Below are 17,627 nucleotides of genomic sequence, written 5' to 3' on the forward strand. Positions count from 1 at the left end.
AAGCTACGGCCATGCCCATCGCGCAGCGGGTGAACGGAGCGCCGCCGCAGCCGGTGTCGTTGGCCGATATCGACCTCGGGTCCTGGCGGTTCTGGCAGCGTGACGACGACTTCCGGGACGGCGCCTTCGCCACGTTGCGGCGCGAGGCACCGGTCTGCTTCCACCGTCCGATCACCGCTGATGGGGTGGAGGCCGGCGCCGGTCACTGGGCACTCACCCGCTACGACGACGTGCATTACGCGAGCCGTCATCCCGATCTGTTCAGCTCGAGCCCGAACATCACGATGGGCGATCAGACACCCGAACTCGCGGAGTACTTCGGATCGATGATCGCCATGGACGATCCCCGGCACAGCCGGCTGCGCAATATCGTGCGGAGTGCGTTCACGCCGCGCGTGGTCGCCCGGATCGAGGATTCGGTGCGGGCCCGGGCGCGCCGTCTCGTCTCGGGGATGGTCGCCGATCATCCCGACGGCCGCGCCGACGTGGTCGCGACGCTGGCCGGGCCACTTCCGCTGCAGGTGATCTGCGACATGATGGGTATCGCCGAGTGCGACCACGACACGATCTTTCACTGGACGAACGTCATCCTCGGGTTCGGTGACCCCGACCTGACCACCGACTTCGACGAGTTCGCGCGCGTCGCAATGGATATCGGCGCGTATGCGACGGCGTTGGCCGAGGATCGGCGGGCCCGGCCCGGCGATGATCTGACCACCGCCCTGGTCGCCGCCGAAGTGGACGGCGAGCGGTTGACCTCGGCGGAGGTGGCGTCGTTCTTCATCCTGCTCGTCGTCGCCGGAAACGAAACCACCCGTAACGCGATCAGTCACGGGGTCGCCGCGCTGAGCCGGTTCCCGGACCAACGCGACCTGTGGTGGTCCGACTACGAGGCGCTCGCACCGACCGCGGTCGAGGAGATCATCCGCTGGTCGTCTCCGGTGGCCTACATGCGCCGCACGCTGACCCGCGACACCGAACTCGCCGGCGTGCCGATGGCGGCCGGCGACAAGGTCACCCTCTGGTACGGGTCGGCCAATCGCGACGAGAGCCGGTTCGCCGATCCCTGGCGCTTCGACGTGCGGCGCAGCCCCAACCCGCATCTGGGATTCGGTGGCGGCGGCGCGCACTTCTGCCTCGGCGCCAACCTGGCACGCCGCGAGATCACGGTCGCGTTCGAGGAGTTGCACCGCCAGGTCCCCGATGTCCGCGCCGACGGCGAACCGGATCGGTTGCTCTCGGCGTTCATCCACGGCATCAAGCGGCTACCGGTGCGCTGGACGCCGAGCGGTTAGCGATCCGCGGGGCGAACGGCCTGGGCCCCCTCCCGGCCGACCCGCGCCCCGATGGCGGCACCCGCGACGAACGCCGCCGCGAGCAGACTCACGATGACCCAGGCCAGCACGCCGGACCCACCGACCAGATCGCTGAGATTCGACAGGATGAGCGCCAGCGCGGTCAACAGACCGAGCAGGCCCGCCGCCGGGGCGATCCACACCCGCCACACCGAATGGCCACGCCGGTCCCGGGCGAAGAACACCAGCACCGCGACGCTCGTCGCGATCATCAGGATGACGACGCCGACGGTCGTGGCGCCGGCGAACCAGGTGTAGAACTGCCCAGCCGGATCCAGGTCGAACAGCACCGCGAGCAGCACGCTGACGGCGACAAATCCCGAGATCCACAGCGAAGCCTTGTGCGGCGAGCCATGTTTGGGGTGCGGACGGCTCAGCGACTCGGGCAGGACGTTGCGCTGTGACAGCGCGAACACGTAACGCGACACCACATTGTGGAAAGCCAGGATGCAGGCGAACAGGCTGGTGAAGTACAGCACGGTGATCAGATCGGCGCCGAACACCCCGATGTAGCGCGCGGCGGTGTCACCGAGGAAGGTGCCGCCGGCGTCGGTGGCCTGCGCGACGGCGGCTTCGTCGCCCCAGCCCGAGATGAGCGCCCAACTGGTCACCGTGTAGAACACGCCGATCAGCACCAGCGCCAGATAGGTCGCCCGCGGGATCGTGCGTTCCGGGTCCCGCGCCTCGTCGCGGAAGATCGCAGTGGCCTCGAAGCCGACGTAGCTGATGATGGCGAAAAGCAGTCCGATGCCCAATGATCCGGAGAACACCGCATCGGGGGTCACGATGCCGGCGGACAGGCCGTGCGCTCCCCCACGCGCCACGATCACCGCGTCGAGTACCGCGATGATGGCGATCTCCGCGGTGAGCAGCACCGCCAGCACCTTGCTGGACAGTTCGATGTTCCGATACCCGAGGTAGGTGGTGACCACGAAAGCCGCGGCCGCGAACAGCCACCAGGGCAGGGTGGGTCCACCGAGCAACTCGACGACACCGATACCGGCCGGGCCGATCAGCCCGTACACACCGGCCTCGATCGCGACGTAGGTGACGATCGCGACGAACGCGATGCCGATGCCCGTCGGAAAGCCCAGCGACTGACGGACATACGAGAAGAACGCACCCGCCTCCGTGACGAACGGGGTCATCGCGGTGAACCCGACACTGAACAGCAGCAGGATCAAGGTGGAGATGACGAACGTCGCCGGGAAGCCGGCCCCGTTGCCCGAAGCCAGCCCGAGCGGCACCACACCGCCGATCACGCCCAGTGGCGCCGCCGCGGCCACCACCATGAACACGATCGACGCCACCCCGAGGTTGCCCCGCAGCTTGCGCGCGGGCTGGTCCGGTGGACCGCTCAGTTGCTCAGGTACCGTCGTGATTTCAGACATGGGAGACCGTTCTTCCTGCCGACCTGGACGTTGCTCTTCGCAGACCGTAGGTCGGCCGCCGGTGACCGACCAGGGCTGCGGTCACCATGCGTTAAAGGCCGTAACAATCCGACACATTCGGCGCGGCCACCCGCGTTGCGATCGGCTGTGGCATCAGTACCCTTCGGGTCATGACGAGCAGCGTGCGGTCGGTCAGCACGAAAGGGCTACGGCCCCTACGGGTCGGCGCCACCCCGCTGCCGCACGCCGAGATCCTGGAGAACGTCCGGCCGGATCTGGCCGCGTTGGGTGTCGACCTGCAGGTGGTCGTGTTCGAGAGTTTCGACGAGCCCAATCTTTGGCTGGCCGCCGGCCGGTTGCATGCCAACTACTTCCAGTACCTGCCGTTTCTGCAGGAGTTCAACCGGAGTCACGGCGCCGCGCTGGTCCCGGTGGTTCCCGTCCACATCGAACCCTTCGGGCTGTATTCCAGCCGGATCTCAGAGCTGGCGGCGCTGCCCGAGTTCGCGGAAGTGGCGCTGCCGTCGGATCCGGTGAACGCCGATCGGTCGCTGCGGATGCTCGACCGGCTCGGGGTGATCGGGTGCATGCCGGCGCCCGGGCACCTGAGCGCCACCGCCGATGTCCGGGCCAACCCGCTCCGGTTGGTGTTCAAGGAGTTGACCAGCTGGACGTTGCACACCGCACTCGACGATTTCGATGCGGTGTTCCTGTTCGGCCCGCAGGCCATGGACCGCAATGTGCGCACCCATGCCGCGCTGCACTGCGACACGGCCGACCCGGCCTACGCCGAGTATCTGGTCACCGGCCCCACCGGCCGTGACGACCGCGATATCGGGGCGCTTGCCGACCTGCTGACCGGGTCCGGGACCCGACGGTTCATCGAGTCCACGTACGCCGGTCAGGTGACGCCCGCCTTCTGAGTTGCACTCACGCCGCGGGAAACCGTGGCCAGGCACCCCTGCGGTACGGCATCATGGCGCGGTGTACCAAGCAGGCCTGCCCGCGGCCACCGACTCCGCCGCTGCGGTGCAGGTGGTGCTGGTGTTCGACGTGCCGGCAGGGTTCACCGAACTACCGGCGCGCACCGCGCAGTTGGCGGACGAGTTCGGCCGGGTGATCGCCGACTCGGTGCCGGGAGTGCGGGTCCGTCCCGCGGTCATCACCTCCGCCCACGATGCGGCGGCGCCGGACCGTGACCCGGCGTCGCGACCGTTCGACGGACTGCTGATCGCCAGGGCCGGTCGGGAGGTCCGCGCCGGCGGGGCCCCGGTACGGCTGAGCTACCTCGAATTCGAACTGCTGTGCTTCTTGGCCGAGCATCCGCGCCAGACGGTGTCGCGTGCGCAGCTGATGCGCGAAGTCTGGGCCGGCACCGCGGGTGCGGAGCACACCGCGCTGTCCGGTCGCACCGTCGACACCCATGTCCGCAGGCTGCGGGTCAAACTCGGCGGATACGCCGGAGTCATCACCACGATCCGGGGCCGCGGGTACCGCTTCGATCCGGGACCCGAGGTGCGCTACCTACCGGCCGCGGCGGATCGCCACCGGGCCTGAGTTCCTCAGAGTGTGGCGGTGACCGGGCCGGCGGCGCGGCAGAACATGACCGCCGGGCTGCCCGAATTCGCGCAGCTGCGACCGGTGGCCACATAGCTGGCCCCGGGGACGTACGGGGCGAGGGTCACCCGCGCGGTGGTGGGCCCGCCGGCCTCCTCGCACATCGGGGCCAGCGGGCTGCCCACCCGCTGCAGGCAGGCGACCTGCATTTGCGGTTCCGCGCGGTTGCAGACCCCCGGCGACACGGATGCCCACACCATCGGGGTGCCGGACACGTCGATCACCTGGGGTGCCGACACGGTCGTGGCGCAGCCGGGCTCCTCGGGCGCCGCGACGGCGGGGCCCGAGCCGTACAGCGCGCCGATCATCAAGACCGGCAGGACCAATCCGGGTGCTTTCATGTCCGGAATCGTATGGCACCTTCTCCTCGGACAGGTGCGCCCGGTGGAATTCGGTGTTCGAACGCCCACGGGGTGCGACCTGCGCGCGCATACTCTGCATCCATGGGGGTTTCAGCGGTCCCCGGCGCGCTACGCGGCCGGGTCGCGGTGGTGGCCGGTGCCACCCGCGGGGCCGGCCGCGGTATCGCCGCGGGGTTGGCCGAGGCCGGAGCCACCGTGATCTGCACCGGTCGCAGCAGCGTGAGCGGATCCGGCGGTTCGGACTACGACCGCCCGGAGACCATCGAAGAGACTGCCGCACTGGTCAATACGTTGGGCGGCTGCGGTGTCGCGATCCAGGTCGACCATCTGGTGCCCGATCAGGTTCGCGCGTTGGCCGACCGGCTGCGCACGGACTACGGCACGATCGACATCCTGGTCAACGACATCTGGGGAGCCGAGGTACTGAAGGGCGCACCGTCGACCTGGGGACGGCCGATGTGGGAGCACGATCTCGATGCCGGCCTGCGGATCCTCGATCTCGGGGTGCGCACCCATCTGATCACCGCCCACTGCCTGCTGCCCCTGATGGTCTCCCGACCGGGTGGCCTGCTGCTCGAGATAACGGATGGGACAACCGAATACAATGCCGAAACGTTTCGACTCTCGGTGTTCTACGACCTCGCCAAGACGGCCCTCAACCGGCTCGCCTTCAGCCTCGGACATGATCTGCGGCGGGTCGGCGCCACCGCCGTCGCGGTCAGCCCGGGCTGGCTGCGTTCGGAGATGATGCTGGACAACTACGGTGTGACCGAGGACGACTGGCGCAAAGCCCTGTGCGCCGGCCGCGACGACGGATATCCCAGCGCGCCACCGGGATTCGCCGAATCGGAGACACCCCGGTTCGTCGGCCGGGGCGTGGCCGCGATCGCCGCCGACGAGCACCGGGCCCGGTGGAACCAGCGGTCGGTCACCTCCGTCGCGCTGGCCCGCGAGTACGGGTTCACCGACATCGACGGATCCTGCCCCGACGGGTGGGCAACGGGCTGAGCCCGGTCAGCCGACGTGCGCCGCCAGCCAGTCCAACATCCGCTGCCAGGCGTCGGCCGCCGCGCCGGGATCGTAGCGGTCGCCGGTGTCGTTGAAGAATGCGTGGTTGGCCCCGGGTTCGATGACCAACTCGTGCACCAGACCGGCCCGCTGCAAGGCCGCCCGGGCGGCCGGTTCGGTCGCATTGACGCGCTGATCGAGCTCGCCGTAGAAGCCCAGCACCGCGACGTCCCTGCTGCCGGCGAAATCCGGATCGTCGGGCGTCGGGCCGTAGAACGGGACGGCGGCGGCCAGTTCGGGCACACCCGCGTCCAGCAGCCGCCACACCAGTCCGCCACCCATGCAGAAGCCGACGACCGCCGCCTTCGCGCCGGGTGTGCGCGCCTGGACCTCGCTGATCCCGGACCGTAGATCGGCGATCATGTCCGCGGGCGCGCGGTTGCCCAGCGCGGCGGTCGCCTCGGCGGGGTCGGCGAACGTGGCGGTGCCGCCGTCGGCGGAGAGCAGGTCTATCGCCAGGCTCGAATACCCGACCCCGGCCAGCCGGCCGGCAACCGAACGAACCCAGTCGTTGAGGCCCTTGTTCTCGTGGATCACCAGGACGGCGCCGCGCGGCACGGGCGCCGCGGCCCATGCGCCCTGCAGTTCGCCGCCCGGTCCGGCCCAGGTCACCGGGGTCGTCTGCACGGCGGTGGCCATCCCCGGCGGCGCTGCGGCAGGGGCCGGCGGGGACGGTGTGTCGGGCTCCGCCGTGCTCGTGGTGGAATCCGGGGCGCTCTTGCCGCAGGCCGCGATGACGGCTGCGGCCGCCGACGTGCCGAGGCCCAGTAGCGCGAGCCGGCGCAGCGCTTCCCGACGGGACAACAACCCATCGGCGTGGTCGGTGGCGATCTCTTCGGCGATGTAGCGCTGTAAGGGCGTCACGGCCTTGAGTATGTGCCGATCGACCGCCGGTTTCGAGTAGACACCTTTTTCGATCTGTTCACGATTTTCGTTGACACCCGTACCCGGCGCTGCTCTGATGGCTGAGTGACTTACGACACGATCATCCGCGGAGGCCGCTGGTTCGACGGCACCGGCGCACCGTCGGCGGTACGCGACATCGGGATCCGGAACGGCCACGTCGCCGCGATCAGCGCCGAGGCACTCGATGACAGCGGATGCCCGCAGATCCTGGATGCCGCCGGGAAATGGGTGTTGCCGGGACTTCTCGACATTCACACCCACTACGACATCGAAGTGCTCGGCCTGCCCGCACTGCCCGAGTCGCTGCGCCACGGTGTCACCACGGTCATGGTCGGTTCGTGTTCGTTGTCCACCGTGCACGTCGACGGCACGGAGGCCGGTGACCTGTTCGGCCGGGTCGAGGCCATCCCGCGGCAGTTCGTGATCGACGCCGTCGACCGGCACAAGACCTGGACCGGGGCCGAGGAGTATGTGCAGGCGCTGGAGTCGCTGCCGTTGGGCCCCAACGTCGCGGCCTTCATCGGGCACTCCGACATGCGCACGAAGGTGATGGGTCTGGATCGGGCCACCCGCAGGCGGCGCCGTCCCACCCGCGGCGAACAGTCCGAGATGGAACGGATGCTGACCGAGGCGCTCGACGCAGGGTTCGTCGGAATGTCCTCGCAACAGCTGCTTTTCGACAAGATTGACGGTGAGGCGTGCCGGTCCCGGACACTGCCCTCGACCTACGCCGGTCCGCGCGAACTGCGCCGGCTCAAATCGCTGCTGCGGCGCACCGGCCGGGTCCTGCAGTCCGGACCCGACATTGCGAATCCGCTCAACCTCGGTTCGCAGCTCGCCCAGTCGCTGGGAGTCTTGCGCAATCCGCTCAAGACCAGCCTGCTGTCGGCGGCCGACATCAAGGCCAACCCGCATGCGGTCAAGGTGCTCGGCCCGCTGGCTCGGATGGTCAACGCGATGGGCGGCAACTTCCGCTGGCAGCATCTGCCGGTGCCCTTCGAGGTCTACGCCGACGGCATCGATCTGGTGGTGTTCGAGGAGTTCGGCGCCGGGGCCGCCGCGCTGCACCTGCGCGATGAGGTGGAGCGCAACGAGCTGTTGCGGGATGAGGCGTACCGCAGGCAGTTCCGCAAGGACTACGAGAACCGGCTCGGCGTTCGGGTCTGGCAACGCGATTTTCACGACGCCGAGATCGTCGGTTGCCCGGATGCCACCGTCGTCGGCAAATCCTTCGGCCAGGTCGCGCTGGACCGCGGCCTGCACCCGGTGGACGCATTCCTGGATCTGGTGCTGGCCCACGGGCGCGATTTGCGTTGGCGCACCACGATTTCCAACCACCGACCAGAGGTACTGAAGAAGCTCGCTCGCGATCCCGGCATCCAGCTCGGGTTCTCCGACGCCGGTGCACATCTGCGGAACATGGCGTTCTACAACATGGGACTGCGACTGCTCCGACACGTACGCGATGCGCACAACGCCGGGCGGCCGTTCATGACGATCGAGCACGCCGTGCACCGGCTGACCGGCGAGCTCGCCGACTGGTATCGCCTAGACGCCGGGCACCTGCGCATCGGTGATCGCGCCGACGTCGTGATCATCGACCCCGAGCGGCTCGACCATTCCCTGGAGTCCTACGCCGAGGAGGCCGTCGACTGCTACGGCGGGCTGTCCCGGATGGTCAACCGCAACGACGACACCGTCAACGCCGTGTTCGTCGGTGGCCGCGCGGTGTTCCTGGACGGCCGGCCCACCGATCTCCTCGGCCGGCAGCGCACCGGACGCTTCCTGCGGGCCGCGCACCGCTCCCCCGCATTGTCCTCGGGCACAGAAGATCTGGCCCATGTCAACTGAGCAGACGGTCCTGGGCATGTGGCGCGCATTGTCGGCGCGCGACTGGGACCAGGTGAAGACCCATCTCTCCCCGGACTGTATCTACGCCGACATGCCGGTGGGACCGGCCGCGGCGGCCCGCGGGCCCGAGGACATCGTCAAGAGACTCAAGATCGGGCTGGAACCGCTGGCCGGCTACCAGAACCACGACGGCCTGCTCGTCGCCGACGGCCCCAACGTGATGTACGAGCACTCCGAGACCTGGACCTGGGTCAGCGGGGAGGTCGCCGTGCTGCGCTTCGTCACGGTGCACGAAGTCGTCGACGACAAGCTCACCCTGTGGAAGGACTACTGGGACATGAGTGCGCTGGCCGCGTTCGCCCCGCCGAACTGGTTGTCCGATTTCGCCACGGCCGACATGTCCTGGGTGTACGACGCCACCGGGCAGATCTGACGAGTCGGTCTCGCGTCGTCCCGCCCCCGCCTAGGGTCCAATCATGAGCAGCACCGAACTGCCACCCGGCCCGCCGCTGCCGGCCGCGGTGCAGGGCGTGCTGATGATGAACTTCTGGGCGCAGTACGTTTCCGCGTGCCGGCGCCGCTACGGCGAGGTGTTCACGCTGCGGGTGGCCACCATCGGCACCATGGTCTATCTGGCCGATCCGGCGGATATCAAGACGGTGTTCGGCGGGAACCCGTCGGTGTATCACGCCGGAGAGGCGAACGCCATGCTGACCGGCCTGCTCGGCCCGAATTCGGTGCTGGTGATCGACGGCGATGTGCACCGGGACCGCCGCCGGCTCATGCTGGCACCCTTCGGCCGGGAGGCCGTCGCCCGCCAGACCGCGGTGATGGCCGAGATCGCCGCGGACAACATCGCCGGATGGCCGGTCGGCACCGAATTCCCGGTGGCGCCCCGGATGTCGGCGATCACGCTGGAGGTCATCCTGCGGACCGTCATCGGCACCACCGACGACGACCGGTTGGCGCGGCTGCGTGCCGTCATGCCGAAACTGCTCAGACTCGGGGCCTGGAACTCGCTGCCCGTCGCCGTGCCCGGCCTGCAACGGCTCAAACCGTGGCATGGGTTCCGGGATCGGCTGCACGAGGCCGACCGCCTGCTCTACGCCGAGATCACCGAGCGCAGGGCCGATCCGGACCTCGGTGATCGCCCCGACGCACTGTCGATGCTGGTGCGATCGGGCATGTCCGACGCCGAACTGCGCGATCAACTGATGACCCTGCTGGTCGCCGGACACGATACGACCGCGACCGGACTGTCCTGGGCGCTGGAACTGCTGACCAGACATCCCGCGATCCTGGAGAAGGCCACCCGTGCGGCGCGCACCGGCGGCCCGGAGGCCGACGGATATATCGACGCGGTCTGCAAGGAGGTGCTGCGGATCCGGCCGGTGGTCTTCGACGTCGGCCGTGTCCTGACCGAGCCGACCGAGGTGGCCGGGCATCTGCTGCCGGCCGGGGTGATGGTGGCCCCGGGTATCGGGCTGGTGCACGCCGACGCCGCCCGGTATCCGCACCCCGATCGTTTCGATCCGGGCCGGATGCTGGGCGCGGCGTTGGGCCCGACCACCTATCTACCGTTCGGCGGCGGCGATCGGCGCTGCCTGGGTGCGAACTTCGCCCAGGTCGAGATGGCCGTGGTGCTGCGGGAAGTCCTGCGCCGGGTGGATCTGGCCACCACCACCGCACCTGGGGAACGCCAGCGGATCAAGGGCGTCATCCTGGTGCCGCACCGGGGCGCCCGCATCCGGGTCCGGGCGATGCGCGCCGCGCAGGCACCGGACCAGGCAGGCTGCCCGCACCGCAATGCCACGAAATGATCAAACCGGGTGCCGAGTGGGTACGTAGTAACGGCTGAGGCCCGACTAATCCAGCCGCGGGCCCGGTCCGAACCGGAGGTCCCCCATGAGATTGCCCGCCCTCAGATTCCGCGGTGCCCGGCGCCTGCGAGCGCTTGCCCTGAGTCTGGCCGCCCTGGGCCTGCTGCTGGGTTTGGTCAGCGCCCCGGCCGCCCTGGCCGACGACCGCCTCGATTTCACCGGCACCACCCTGTCGGGGGCGCCGTTCAACGGTGCCACCCTGCAGGGTAAGCCCGCGGTGCTGTGGTTCTGGACGCCGTGGTGCCCGTTCTGCAACCAGGAGGCCCCAAGCGTCAGCAAGGTGGCCGCGGCCAACCCGGATGTGACGTTCGTCGGGGTGGCCGCCCGCTCGGATGTGGCCGCGATGCAGAACTTCGTGTCGCGCTACAACCTGGGCTTCACCAACCTCAACGACGCCGACGGTTCCATCTGGGCGCGATTCAACGTGCCCTGGCAGCCGGCCTATCTGTTCGTGAAGCCCGACGGGGCCTCGACCTTCGTGAACAACCCGACGTCGGCGATGTCGGAACAGGACCTGGCGAACCGGGTCGCCGCGCTCACCGCCTAGATGGACGCCGATCTGCTCGGTCTTGCGTTCGGGGCCGGGCTGATCGCCGCGGTCAATCCATGCGGGTTCGCGATGCTGCCCGGCTATCTGAGCCTGGTCATACAGGCGGACGCGGGCAGCGGACGGGCGGTGGGGCGCGCCCTGACCGCCACCGCCGCCATGACGCTGGGGGTGGTGGCGGTGTTCGCCGCCTTCGGTGCACTGACCGCCTCGGTCGCCTCGACGGTGCAGCAGTACGTTCCGTTCGCCACCGTGCTGATCGGTGTCATCTTGGTGATGCTCGGCGGTTGGCTACTGATCGGCAGGACGCTGACGCTACCGGTGCATGCCGGTTCGCGGTGGGCGCCGACCGCACGGGTCGGATCGATGCTCGGCTACGGACTGGGATTCGCGCTGGCCTCGCTGTCCTGCACGGTCGGCCCGTTTCTGGCGGTGACCGCGAGTGCGGCCCGCGCGCCGTCCTGGCGTGACACCGTGCTGGTCTATCTGGCGTACGCGGGCGGTTTCGCGGTGATCGTCGGTGCGCTGGCCGTCTCCACCGCCTTCGCCAGTTCCGCTCTGCTCGACCGGATCCGCCGAATCCTGCCCTATGTCAACAGGATCAGCGGAGGGCTGCTGCTCGTCGTCGGCGCGTATGTGGCCTACTACGGCATCTACGAGATACGGCTGTTCCACGCCGGTGGCGACCCGGCCGACCCGGTGATCGGGGCGGCCGGGCGGCTGCAGGGCGCGATCGCCGGCTGGGTGTACGAGCACGGCGGATGGCCGTGGCTGGTGGTGCTGGTCGCGTTGGTGTCCGCCGCGGCCGCAATCGGATTCAGCCGGCGAGCAGGACGGTCCCGGCGGCGATCAACGCAATCACCTTGACCGACTCCAAACCGACATAGACGAAGTGGGCCTGGGAACGCGGCAGAGTCTCCGCGTCCGGGCCGGCGGCCAGGACGGCATCGGAGCGCCTCGTCAGCGCCGGCCGGACCGCAACCAGTTGCCCGGTCAAGGCCAGCACCGCGACTGCGAAAGCGACCAGCACCGTCGGCCCGGGGCCGGTCACCACCAGCGCGACGGCGACGACGACTGCCAGCACCACCTCCACGCCGTTGAGCGCGCGGAACACCAACCGGCCGATTCCCAGGCCGATCGGCAACGTCACGCCGGGCGCGCGGAATTTCAGTGGCGCCTCGATGAACGAGATGGCCAGCACCATGCCGAGCCAGAGGAAGATCAGGGCGGCCGCGAGCGCCGCAGTGGTCGTCATCGGGCTCCGATCACAGGGTGATCTTGCAGGATTGGCCGATGTCGAGGGTGCGCAACATCCGCCCCATGCCCAGCCACATGGCGCACGAGAGCGCGAGGTCGGTCAGCAGTTCCTCGCTGAACTCCGCCCGGCAGCGTTCCCAGAAGTCCTCGTCGTCGCGCAGCCCGGTGTGGTCACTGGCGAAGCGTTCGGCGAACTCCGCGGCGATCCGTTCGGCAGGACTGTAGCCCGGCCAGGTCCGCCACTGCGAAGCGTGGTCGTAGAGGTCTTCGTCGACCCCGGCCTCCAGGCCCGCCGAGTCACGGGTGTTCTGGCAGACCACGCATTCGTTGTCCCGCGCGATGACCATCCGGGCCAGTTCCCGGACCCGCATGGGCAGCCGGTTCTTGTTGTAGACGGCGTGGGTGAAACCGGCCATCGCGACGCCGATATCGGGTGACTTGGTCACCCAGGCCGCGGCATCGTCGTCTGCGAAATCTCCGATTCGGCTCATGCCCGGAGCGTACGCCGGACGACCGCAGATTGGAACGTGTTCTAGTTTGTCGGTGCCGTGCCGACGAGTTCGCGGCCCTCGGTCCACTCCCGCTGCAGCACCATCCGGTGCGCGATGCGTTCCAGCGCCGCCTCCACCTGTAACTTGTCCGGCCTGCCCAGGTAATCCGGGGCCTCGGCCAGCCGCTGCACCAGTTTGGCGACCAGTGCGCCGATGGCGACGTCGACCTGACGGGCGCCGGCCTGGGTCAGCCACAGCCGATCCCCGGTGCGCAGCGCGTACCCGGTCTCGACGAGCCGGTCGAATACCGGCTCCAGGATCTCCGGCGGGATCCGCCGGGCGTCGGCGATGGAGCCGATCGAGGCCCAGCCGTGCACCTGGTTGTGCCGGTAGATCTGCACCGCCGCCCACAGCCGAGCCACGTCGAGCTCACACCCCGGGGCGTCGACGAGCTTGCGCAACCGGATATCCGGCGAGTCCCGGAAGGTCCTGCCCACCGCAAGCTCGAGAATCTCGTCGGAGGTCTCCATCACCGGCATCCCGAAGCCGTCGCCGAGGTCGGCGGCCGATGCCGACTCCATCTCGCGCAGCGGGATCTCCTTGAGGAACAGCGACACCACGAACCCGAGAAACGCCACCGGCGCGGCACACAGGAAGACCAGTCCCAGCGAATCGGCGTAGGCGCCCACGATCGGCGCCGCCACGTCGGCGGGCAACTCCAGCAGCGCCTTCGGGGACTCCGCCGCGGCCGGCGGTGCGCCGCTGGCGACCAGCGCCGGACCGATCCGGCTGTTGAGGAAGTTCGCGAACAGGGAACCGAAGATGGCCGCGCCGAACGCGCTGCCGATGGTCCGGAAGAACGTGACGCCCGACGTCGCGACGCCCAGGTCGGTGAAGTCCGAGGTGCTCTGCACCACCAGCACCAGCACCTGCATGCACAACCCGATACCGGTGCCGAGCACCAGCAGATACAGCGACTGCAGCCACACCGAGGTCTGGGCATCCATGGTGGACAACAGCACGAACGCCAGGCACATGATCGCGGTGCCGAGCACCGGGAAGATCTTGTAGCGCCCGGTCCGCCCGACGATCGAGCCACTGCTGATGGAGGTGAGGAGCATGCCCGCCACCATCGGAAGCGTTCGCAGACCCGATTCCGTCGCCGAGACCCCGTCCACGAACTGCATGAACGTCGGCAGGAACGTCATGGCCCCCAGCATCGCGAAGCCGACGATGAACGCCAGCACGCAGCACACGGTGAACACCGGGCTGGCGAACAGTCGGATCGGCAGGATCGGTTCCGCCGCACGGGTTTCCACCCAGACGAAGGCGGACAGCACGACGATCGAACCGAGGAAGAGGCCGATGATCACCGGCGACGTCCACGGGTATTCCGAACCGCCCCAACTGGTGGCCAGGATCAGCGCCGAGGCGCCCACCCCGACCAGCGCGATGCCCGCATAGTCGATGACGGGACGGCCGTGCCGAGCGAGCGCCGGGATGGCGACGGTGGCCACCACGAACACCACCGCGGCGACCGGGACATTGATCCAGAACGCCCACCGCCAGCTGAGGTGATCGGTGAAGAACCCGCCGAGCAGCGGACCGATCACGGTGGTGACGCCGAAGACCGCGCCCAGCGCACCCTGGTACCGGCCGCGGTCCCGCAGCGGGATGACCTCGCCGATCACCGCCGTGGCGGTGACCATGATGGCACCGCCACCGATCCCCTGCAGCGCCCGCGCGGCGACCAGCATGGACATCGAGTCGGCCAGGCCGCACAGCACCGAACCGACGAAGAAGAACACCACCGAGACCTGGAAGACGGCCTTGCGACTGAAGAGGTCGCCGAGCTTGCCGACGACGGCGGTCGCGATCGTCGAGGCCAGCAGATAGCTGGTGACCACCCAGGACTGATGGCCTGCGCCGCCGAGATCGGACACCACCGTCGGCAGCGCGGTGGCCACGATGGTCTGGTCGAGGGCGGCCAGCAGCATGCCCAGCAGAATCGCGACGAAGATGATGTTTCGCCGTTGCGCGCTGACCGGCGGGCTGCTTTCGCCGGCTTCTCCGGCCGTTCCGGCTTCCCTGGACGTCACTGACTCCCCCATAGGTCGCCCCGACCCATCAAATGATTAGCTCGGCTATCTAATATACGCCGGGCCGATGGAACCTCGGAACGGGTACCGGTTAGGCAGTACCCGAGCGGCCCATGGGGGAAACCGTGGCCGTGGCGGGGCTATTGCGGGGGCCGCGATACGCACTGCGCGGAGTACAACTCCTCACCGAGGGTGTTCATCAACTGCAGCTGGGTTTCCAGGTAGTCGATGTGCCCTTCCTCATCGGCCAGGATCGCCTCCAGGATCCCCGCGGAGGTGGCGTCCTGCTTCTCCCGGCACATGATGATGCCCGGCTTCAGTCGCGCCACCACCTCGTACTCGATGGCGAGATCGGATTCGAACTGCTCCCGCAGGGTCTGCCCGACCCGGAGGGAGAACAGCCGCTGATAGTTCGGTAGGCCGTCGAGAAGCAGAATGCGGTCGGTGATCGTCTCCGCATGACGCATTTCCTCGAATGATTCTTCCCGCGTATGGCGAGCCAATTCGGTGAATCCCCAATTATCTTGCATTTTCGAATGCAGGAAATACTGGTTGATCGCCGTGAGTTCACTCGTCAACTGCTCATTGAGCAATTTTAGAACTTCCGGATCGCCTTGCATGTCGCTCCTAAGCACCGTGAGGGCTGGTCAAGTGTCGCTAATGCCGTGCCTGTCTGAATCTAGTCGAGTCGAGGGGTGGCAGCGAGAGCAGTCGAGGCGGTTCGGAGACAAATTTCGGCCGGCTTCGGCGATCCGTAGGTGAGGCTAACCCTAGTCAGAGGCCTAGTTATGGACTGGCTTGCCTTAGTTAGGTTACACTGACCTAACTCTCGGGCAGCCGCCGTCGGCGCCCCACACCCCGACCCGGACGGAGAGGCAGAAACGGTGAACGGCGACAATTCACATTCGTTCCGTCCGGTCGTTTTTCCCATTCCCCGAATTGCTCAGGCACGGCCCGCCGCGGCCGATTTTTTTCGCTTTGCTCAGGCCCGTAATTTCAGCCGATCGTCCGGCATGTATTCGGCCGGGGCGAAAGGCGAATCGTTCGCAAATTCGCCGCGGCCTACGGGCAAGGCGGCCTGAACGCATGTTCGTGTGTCTGTGCACCGGTGCCACCACCCAGGCCGTCCACGACGCGGTGGCCGCCGGTGCCACCACGTCCCGGCAGATCGCCGAGGCGTGCGGCGCGGGATCGGACTGCGGCCGGTGCCGTCGCACGGTGCGCGCCATCCTCGCCGCCTCCCGCACCGTCGAGTGCCCGGTGCACGCGGTCGGCTGACTCCTCAGCCGCGCTTGTCCACGAAAGAGGCCAGCGCGTCGACATTGGCCGCCTGCCCCAGCAGTTCGGCGAACAACGCGTTCTCGCGCTCACTGGCCGCGGCGATACCGGGGCGGATCGCGTCCATCATCGTCTGCTTGACCGCGAGCAGGCTGTTCAGCGGCCGCGCGGCCAGCACCTCGGCGTGCCTGCGAGCCTCCGCCAACAGGTCCTCGGGCTCACACACCTTCCACACCAGACCCATTCGCAGCGCCTCGGCGGCCTCCACCCATTCCGAGGACAGCAGCAGCCACGCCGCGTTCTGCCGACCGATCAACCGCGGCAACAGGTATGAGGACGCCGCCTCCGGCGGAACCCCCAGACTGGTGAACGGACATTTGAGCCGGGCGGTGCTCGACATGAAAGCGAGGTCGGCGTAGCCGAGGATGGTGGTGCCGATACCCAGCCCGATCCCGTTGACCGCACAGATCAGCGGTTTGGGGAAGGCGGCAAGTGCCTCGATCATCCCGCGGAATCCGTGCTTGCCGGGTTGATAGTCCGGGTCGGTCACCAGCTTCTGCATCTCGACCAGGTCGTTGCCCGCACTGAACGCACGCCCCGCACCGGTCAGCAGCACCACCGACACCTCCGGGTCCTCGGCCGCCGCCAGCAGCGCCTCGGTGGTCGCGTCGTAGAGCGCCTCGCTGAAGGCGTTGAGCGCCTCCGGGCGATTGAATGTCAGCGTGCGTACCCGATTCTCATCGGCGATCAACAGGGTCACGCTTGCAGCGTAAGGGTCGGCGTCCACAGCACGTAGCGACTGGTCGGCACCGTGTCGATGTTGCGATCGGCGCCGAATCGCGCCACGCTGGCCCCCATCCGCCCCATCCGGTCGGCGAGGTCGGCGTCGTCGGCTGCCCCGAAGAAGGCGTGCAGATCCGACACCGCCTCGATCGGGAACAGTTCCTCGACGATGGCGTCCACCGGCGGCGCGTCCGCGGTGATCGCCCGCACCACGGTGTTCTGCGTGTAACCGAACGTCGCCTGGGTGGCGATCGCCACCGGTGTGTGGTCGATATGCCAGCGCTGCAACCAGATTGCCTCGTCCAGTTCGTCGGGACGACGCAGCAACGCGACATTGGCCAATCCGGGGGTGCGCGCTCGGTACGGTGTCCGGGCCAGGCAGCGGGACCGACTCGGTCACCAGATAGGCGGCCATCTCCTGGCATTCGGTGGCCAGCAGTTCCAGTGCCGCGGTGAGCGGCGCACCGTAGTACTGCTGGGTCCAGATGCTGACCACCGCGCACACCGGCGGGTCCAGCGTGGTGAGTGTCATCAGCGATGCGCTCACCACCTCATCGCGCACATTGACCGTCAGTCCGGCGAGATCGAGTTCGGACAACTCGGTCGCCACCCGGGTCCGCAATCGGGTGCACCACTGTTCGCCGGGGTTTGTCGCGCGCAGCACGACCATCACCTTTTCCACCAGCCGAACCTAACAATCGGCGGCGAATCGATCACCGGCCGATCACACCTTTGCGATCGC

19 protein-coding genes and 1 pseudogene are annotated in these 17,627 nt (G+C 68.2%); 11 read left to right on the forward strand and 9 right to left on the reverse strand.

Annotated features, from left to right (window positions below; genetic code table 11):
* Positions 1 to 11 precede the first annotated feature (11 nt).
* A complete protein-coding gene (locus tag K0O62_RS15555) occupies positions 12 to 1,295 on the forward strand; it encodes a cytochrome P450 (protein ID WP_073858669.1) in 1,284 nt (427 codons plus the stop codon).
* On the opposite strand, the gene K0O62_RS15560 is transcribed toward K0O62_RS15555, so the two are convergent.
* Positions 1,292 to 2,746: an APC family permease gene (locus K0O62_RS15560; protein ID WP_073858670.1), complete on the reverse strand. Its 1,455-nt coding sequence runs from the start codon at positions 2,744 to 2,746 to the stop codon at positions 1,292 to 1,294. The two genes, K0O62_RS15555 and K0O62_RS15560, sit on opposite strands and share 4 nt — an antisense overlap.
* 170 nt (positions 2,747 to 2,916) lie before the next feature.
* On the opposite strand from K0O62_RS15560, the gene K0O62_RS15565 reads away from it, so the two are divergent.
* On the forward strand, positions 2,917 to 3,669 hold the full coding sequence (locus K0O62_RS15565) for a MetQ/NlpA family ABC transporter substrate-binding protein (protein WP_073858671.1): 753 nt from the start codon (positions 2,917 to 2,919) through the stop codon (positions 3,667 to 3,669).
* 61 nt (positions 3,670 to 3,730) lie between these two features.
* On the forward strand, positions 3,731 to 4,303 hold the full coding sequence (locus tag K0O62_RS15570; RefSeq protein WP_073858672.1) for a winged helix-turn-helix domain-containing protein: 573 nt from the start codon (positions 3,731 to 3,733) through the stop codon (positions 4,301 to 4,303).
* Between the two features lie 5 nt (positions 4,304 to 4,308).
* On the opposite strand, the gene K0O62_RS15575 is transcribed toward K0O62_RS15570, so the two are convergent.
* On the reverse strand, positions 4,309 to 4,704 hold the full coding sequence (locus K0O62_RS15575) for a hypothetical protein (protein ID WP_073858673.1): 396 nt from the start codon (positions 4,702 to 4,704) through the stop codon (positions 4,309 to 4,311).
* 102 nt (positions 4,705 to 4,806) lie between these two features.
* Here K0O62_RS15575 and K0O62_RS15580 point away from each other — a divergent pair, with 102 nt between their 5' ends.
* Positions 4,807 to 5,733, forward strand: a complete 927-nt coding sequence (locus K0O62_RS15580) for an SDR family oxidoreductase (RefSeq protein ID WP_073858674.1) — start codon at positions 4,807 to 4,809, stop codon at positions 5,731 to 5,733.
* A 6-nt stretch (positions 5,734 to 5,739) separates the two neighbouring features.
* On the opposite strand, the gene K0O62_RS15585 is transcribed toward K0O62_RS15580, so the two are convergent.
* Entirely contained in the window at positions 5,740 to 6,657 is a 918-nt protein-coding gene (locus K0O62_RS15585; RefSeq protein ID WP_073858675.1) for a dienelactone hydrolase family protein, read from the reverse strand.
* A 105-nt stretch (positions 6,658 to 6,762) separates the two neighbouring features.
* Here K0O62_RS15585 and K0O62_RS15590 point away from each other — a divergent pair, with 105 nt between their 5' ends.
* The 5 genes from K0O62_RS15590 to K0O62_RS15610 all read left to right on the forward strand — a co-directional run bounded on the left by K0O62_RS15590 (position 6,763) and on the right by K0O62_RS15610 (position 11,844).
* A complete protein-coding gene (locus K0O62_RS15590) occupies positions 6,763 to 8,550 on the forward strand; it encodes an N-acyl-D-amino-acid deacylase family protein (RefSeq protein WP_073858676.1) in 1,788 nt (595 codons plus the stop codon).
* Positions 8,540 to 8,983 carry a limonene-1,2-epoxide hydrolase family protein gene (locus tag K0O62_RS15595; RefSeq protein ID WP_073858677.1) on the forward strand — a complete coding sequence of 148 codons (444 nt, stop codon included), beginning with the start codon at positions 8,540 to 8,542 and terminating at the stop codon, positions 8,981 to 8,983. Before K0O62_RS15590 ends, K0O62_RS15595 begins: the two co-directional genes overlap by 11 nt.
* Positions 8,984 to 9,026: 43 nt before the next feature.
* On the forward strand, positions 9,027 to 10,370 hold the full coding sequence (locus tag K0O62_RS15600; protein WP_073858678.1) for a cytochrome P450: 1,344 nt from the start codon (positions 9,027 to 9,029) through the stop codon (positions 10,368 to 10,370).
* A gap of 85 nt (positions 10,371 to 10,455) precedes the next feature.
* Complete coding sequence (locus K0O62_RS15605; RefSeq protein ID WP_073858679.1) at positions 10,456 to 10,977, forward strand: protein disulfide oxidoreductase; 522 nt, start codon at positions 10,456 to 10,458, stop codon at positions 10,975 to 10,977.
* Entirely contained in the window at positions 10,978 to 11,844 is an 867-nt protein-coding gene (locus K0O62_RS15610) for a cytochrome c biogenesis CcdA family protein (RefSeq protein ID WP_073858680.1), read from the forward strand.
* Here the strand turns inward: K0O62_RS15610 and K0O62_RS15615 are convergent.
* The 4 genes from K0O62_RS15615 to bfr all read right to left on the reverse strand — a co-directional run bounded on the left by K0O62_RS15615 (position 11,795) and on the right by bfr (position 15,444).
* Complete coding sequence (locus K0O62_RS15615) at positions 11,795 to 12,232, reverse strand: hypothetical protein (protein WP_073858681.1); 438 nt, start codon at positions 12,230 to 12,232, stop codon at positions 11,795 to 11,797. The two genes, K0O62_RS15610 and K0O62_RS15615, sit on opposite strands and share 50 nt — an antisense overlap.
* Positions 12,233 to 12,242: 10 nt before the next feature.
* Positions 12,243 to 12,725: a carboxymuconolactone decarboxylase family protein gene (locus tag K0O62_RS15620; RefSeq protein ID WP_073858682.1), complete on the reverse strand. Its 483-nt coding sequence runs from the start codon at positions 12,723 to 12,725 to the stop codon at positions 12,243 to 12,245.
* 41 nt (positions 12,726 to 12,766) lie between these two features.
* Positions 12,767 to 14,836, reverse strand: a complete 2,070-nt coding sequence (locus tag K0O62_RS15625) for an MDR family MFS transporter (RefSeq protein ID WP_079244695.1) — start codon at positions 14,834 to 14,836, stop codon at positions 12,767 to 12,769.
* A 128-nt stretch (positions 14,837 to 14,964) separates the two neighbouring features.
* On the reverse strand, positions 14,965 to 15,444 hold the full coding sequence (gene bfr, locus K0O62_RS15630; protein ID WP_073858742.1) for a bacterioferritin: 480 nt from the start codon (positions 15,442 to 15,444) through the stop codon (positions 14,965 to 14,967).
* 264 nt (positions 15,445 to 15,708) lie between these two features.
* Here bfr and K0O62_RS15635 point away from each other — a divergent pair, with 264 nt between their 5' ends.
* Both K0O62_RS15635 and K0O62_RS15640 read left to right on the forward strand, forming a co-directional pair.
* The gene (locus K0O62_RS15635) at positions 15,709 to 15,906 is read left to right on the forward strand and encodes a hypothetical protein (protein WP_131817454.1); all 198 of its coding nucleotides are present in this window, start codon (positions 15,709 to 15,711) and stop codon (positions 15,904 to 15,906) included.
* Between the two features lie 4 nt (positions 15,907 to 15,910).
* Positions 15,911 to 16,102: a (2Fe-2S)-binding protein gene (locus tag K0O62_RS15640; RefSeq protein WP_073858684.1), complete on the forward strand. Its 192-nt coding sequence runs from the start codon at positions 15,911 to 15,913 to the stop codon at positions 16,100 to 16,102.
* A gap of 4 nt (positions 16,103 to 16,106) precedes the next feature.
* Here the strand turns inward: K0O62_RS15640 and K0O62_RS15645 are convergent, their stop codons facing one another.
* Positions 16,107 to 16,862: an enoyl-CoA hydratase/isomerase family protein gene (locus K0O62_RS15645; protein ID WP_073858685.1), complete on the reverse strand. Its 756-nt coding sequence runs from the start codon at positions 16,860 to 16,862 to the stop codon at positions 16,107 to 16,109.
* Positions 16,859 to 17,567, reverse strand: a pseudogene (locus K0O62_RS15650) (EthD domain-containing protein). Before K0O62_RS15650 ends, K0O62_RS15645 begins: the two are co-directional and overlap by 4 nt.
* Positions 17,568 to 17,627: the final 60 nt, after the last annotated feature.

The sequence above is a fragment of the Mycolicibacterium diernhoferi genome, assembly GCF_019456655.1.
In the GTDB taxonomy this organism is placed as follows: Bacteria; Actinomycetota; Actinomycetes; order Mycobacteriales; family Mycobacteriaceae; genus Mycobacterium; species Mycobacterium diernhoferi.

Coding starts and splice junctions, on each gene's coding strand:
- K0O62_RS15575 (WP_073858673.1), bottom strand. CDS start 4,704: ATGAAAGCACCCGGATTGGTCCTGCCGGTCTTGATGATCGGCGCGCTG.
- K0O62_RS15580 (WP_073858674.1), top strand. CDS start 4,807: ATGGGGGTTTCAGCGGTCCCCGGCGCGCTACGCGGCCGGGTCGCGGTG.
- K0O62_RS15620 (WP_073858682.1), bottom strand. CDS start 12,725: ATGAGCCGAATCGGAGATTTCGCAGACGACGATGCCGCGGCCTGGGTG.
- K0O62_RS15625 (WP_079244695.1), bottom strand. CDS start 14,836: ATGGGGGAGTCAGTGACGTCCAGGGAAGCCGGAACGGCCGGAGAAGCC.
- K0O62_RS15615 (WP_073858681.1), bottom strand. CDS start 12,232: ATGACGACCACTGCGGCGCTCGCGGCCGCCCTGATCTTCCTCTGGCTC.
- K0O62_RS15640 (WP_073858684.1), top strand. CDS start 15,911: ATGTTCGTGTGTCTGTGCACCGGTGCCACCACCCAGGCCGTCCACGAC.
- K0O62_RS15565 (WP_073858671.1), top strand. CDS start 2,917: ATGACGAGCAGCGTGCGGTCGGTCAGCACGAAAGGGCTACGGCCCCTA.
- K0O62_RS15560 (WP_073858670.1), bottom strand. CDS start 2,746: ATGTCTGAAATCACGACGGTACCTGAGCAACTGAGCGGTCCACCGGAC.
- bfr (WP_073858742.1), bottom strand. CDS start 15,444: ATGCAAGGCGATCCGGAAGTTCTAAAATTGCTCAATGAGCAGTTGACG.
- K0O62_RS15600 (WP_073858678.1), top strand. CDS start 9,027: ATGAGCAGCACCGAACTGCCACCCGGCCCGCCGCTGCCGGCCGCGGTG.
- K0O62_RS15605 (WP_073858679.1), top strand. CDS start 10,456: ATGAGATTGCCCGCCCTCAGATTCCGCGGTGCCCGGCGCCTGCGAGCG.
- K0O62_RS15555 (WP_073858669.1), top strand. CDS start 12: ATGCCCATCGCGCAGCGGGTGAACGGAGCGCCGCCGCAGCCGGTGTCG.
- K0O62_RS15610 (WP_073858680.1), top strand. CDS start 10,978: ATGGACGCCGATCTGCTCGGTCTTGCGTTCGGGGCCGGGCTGATCGCC.
- K0O62_RS15595 (WP_073858677.1), top strand. CDS start 8,540: ATGTCAACTGAGCAGACGGTCCTGGGCATGTGGCGCGCATTGTCGGCG.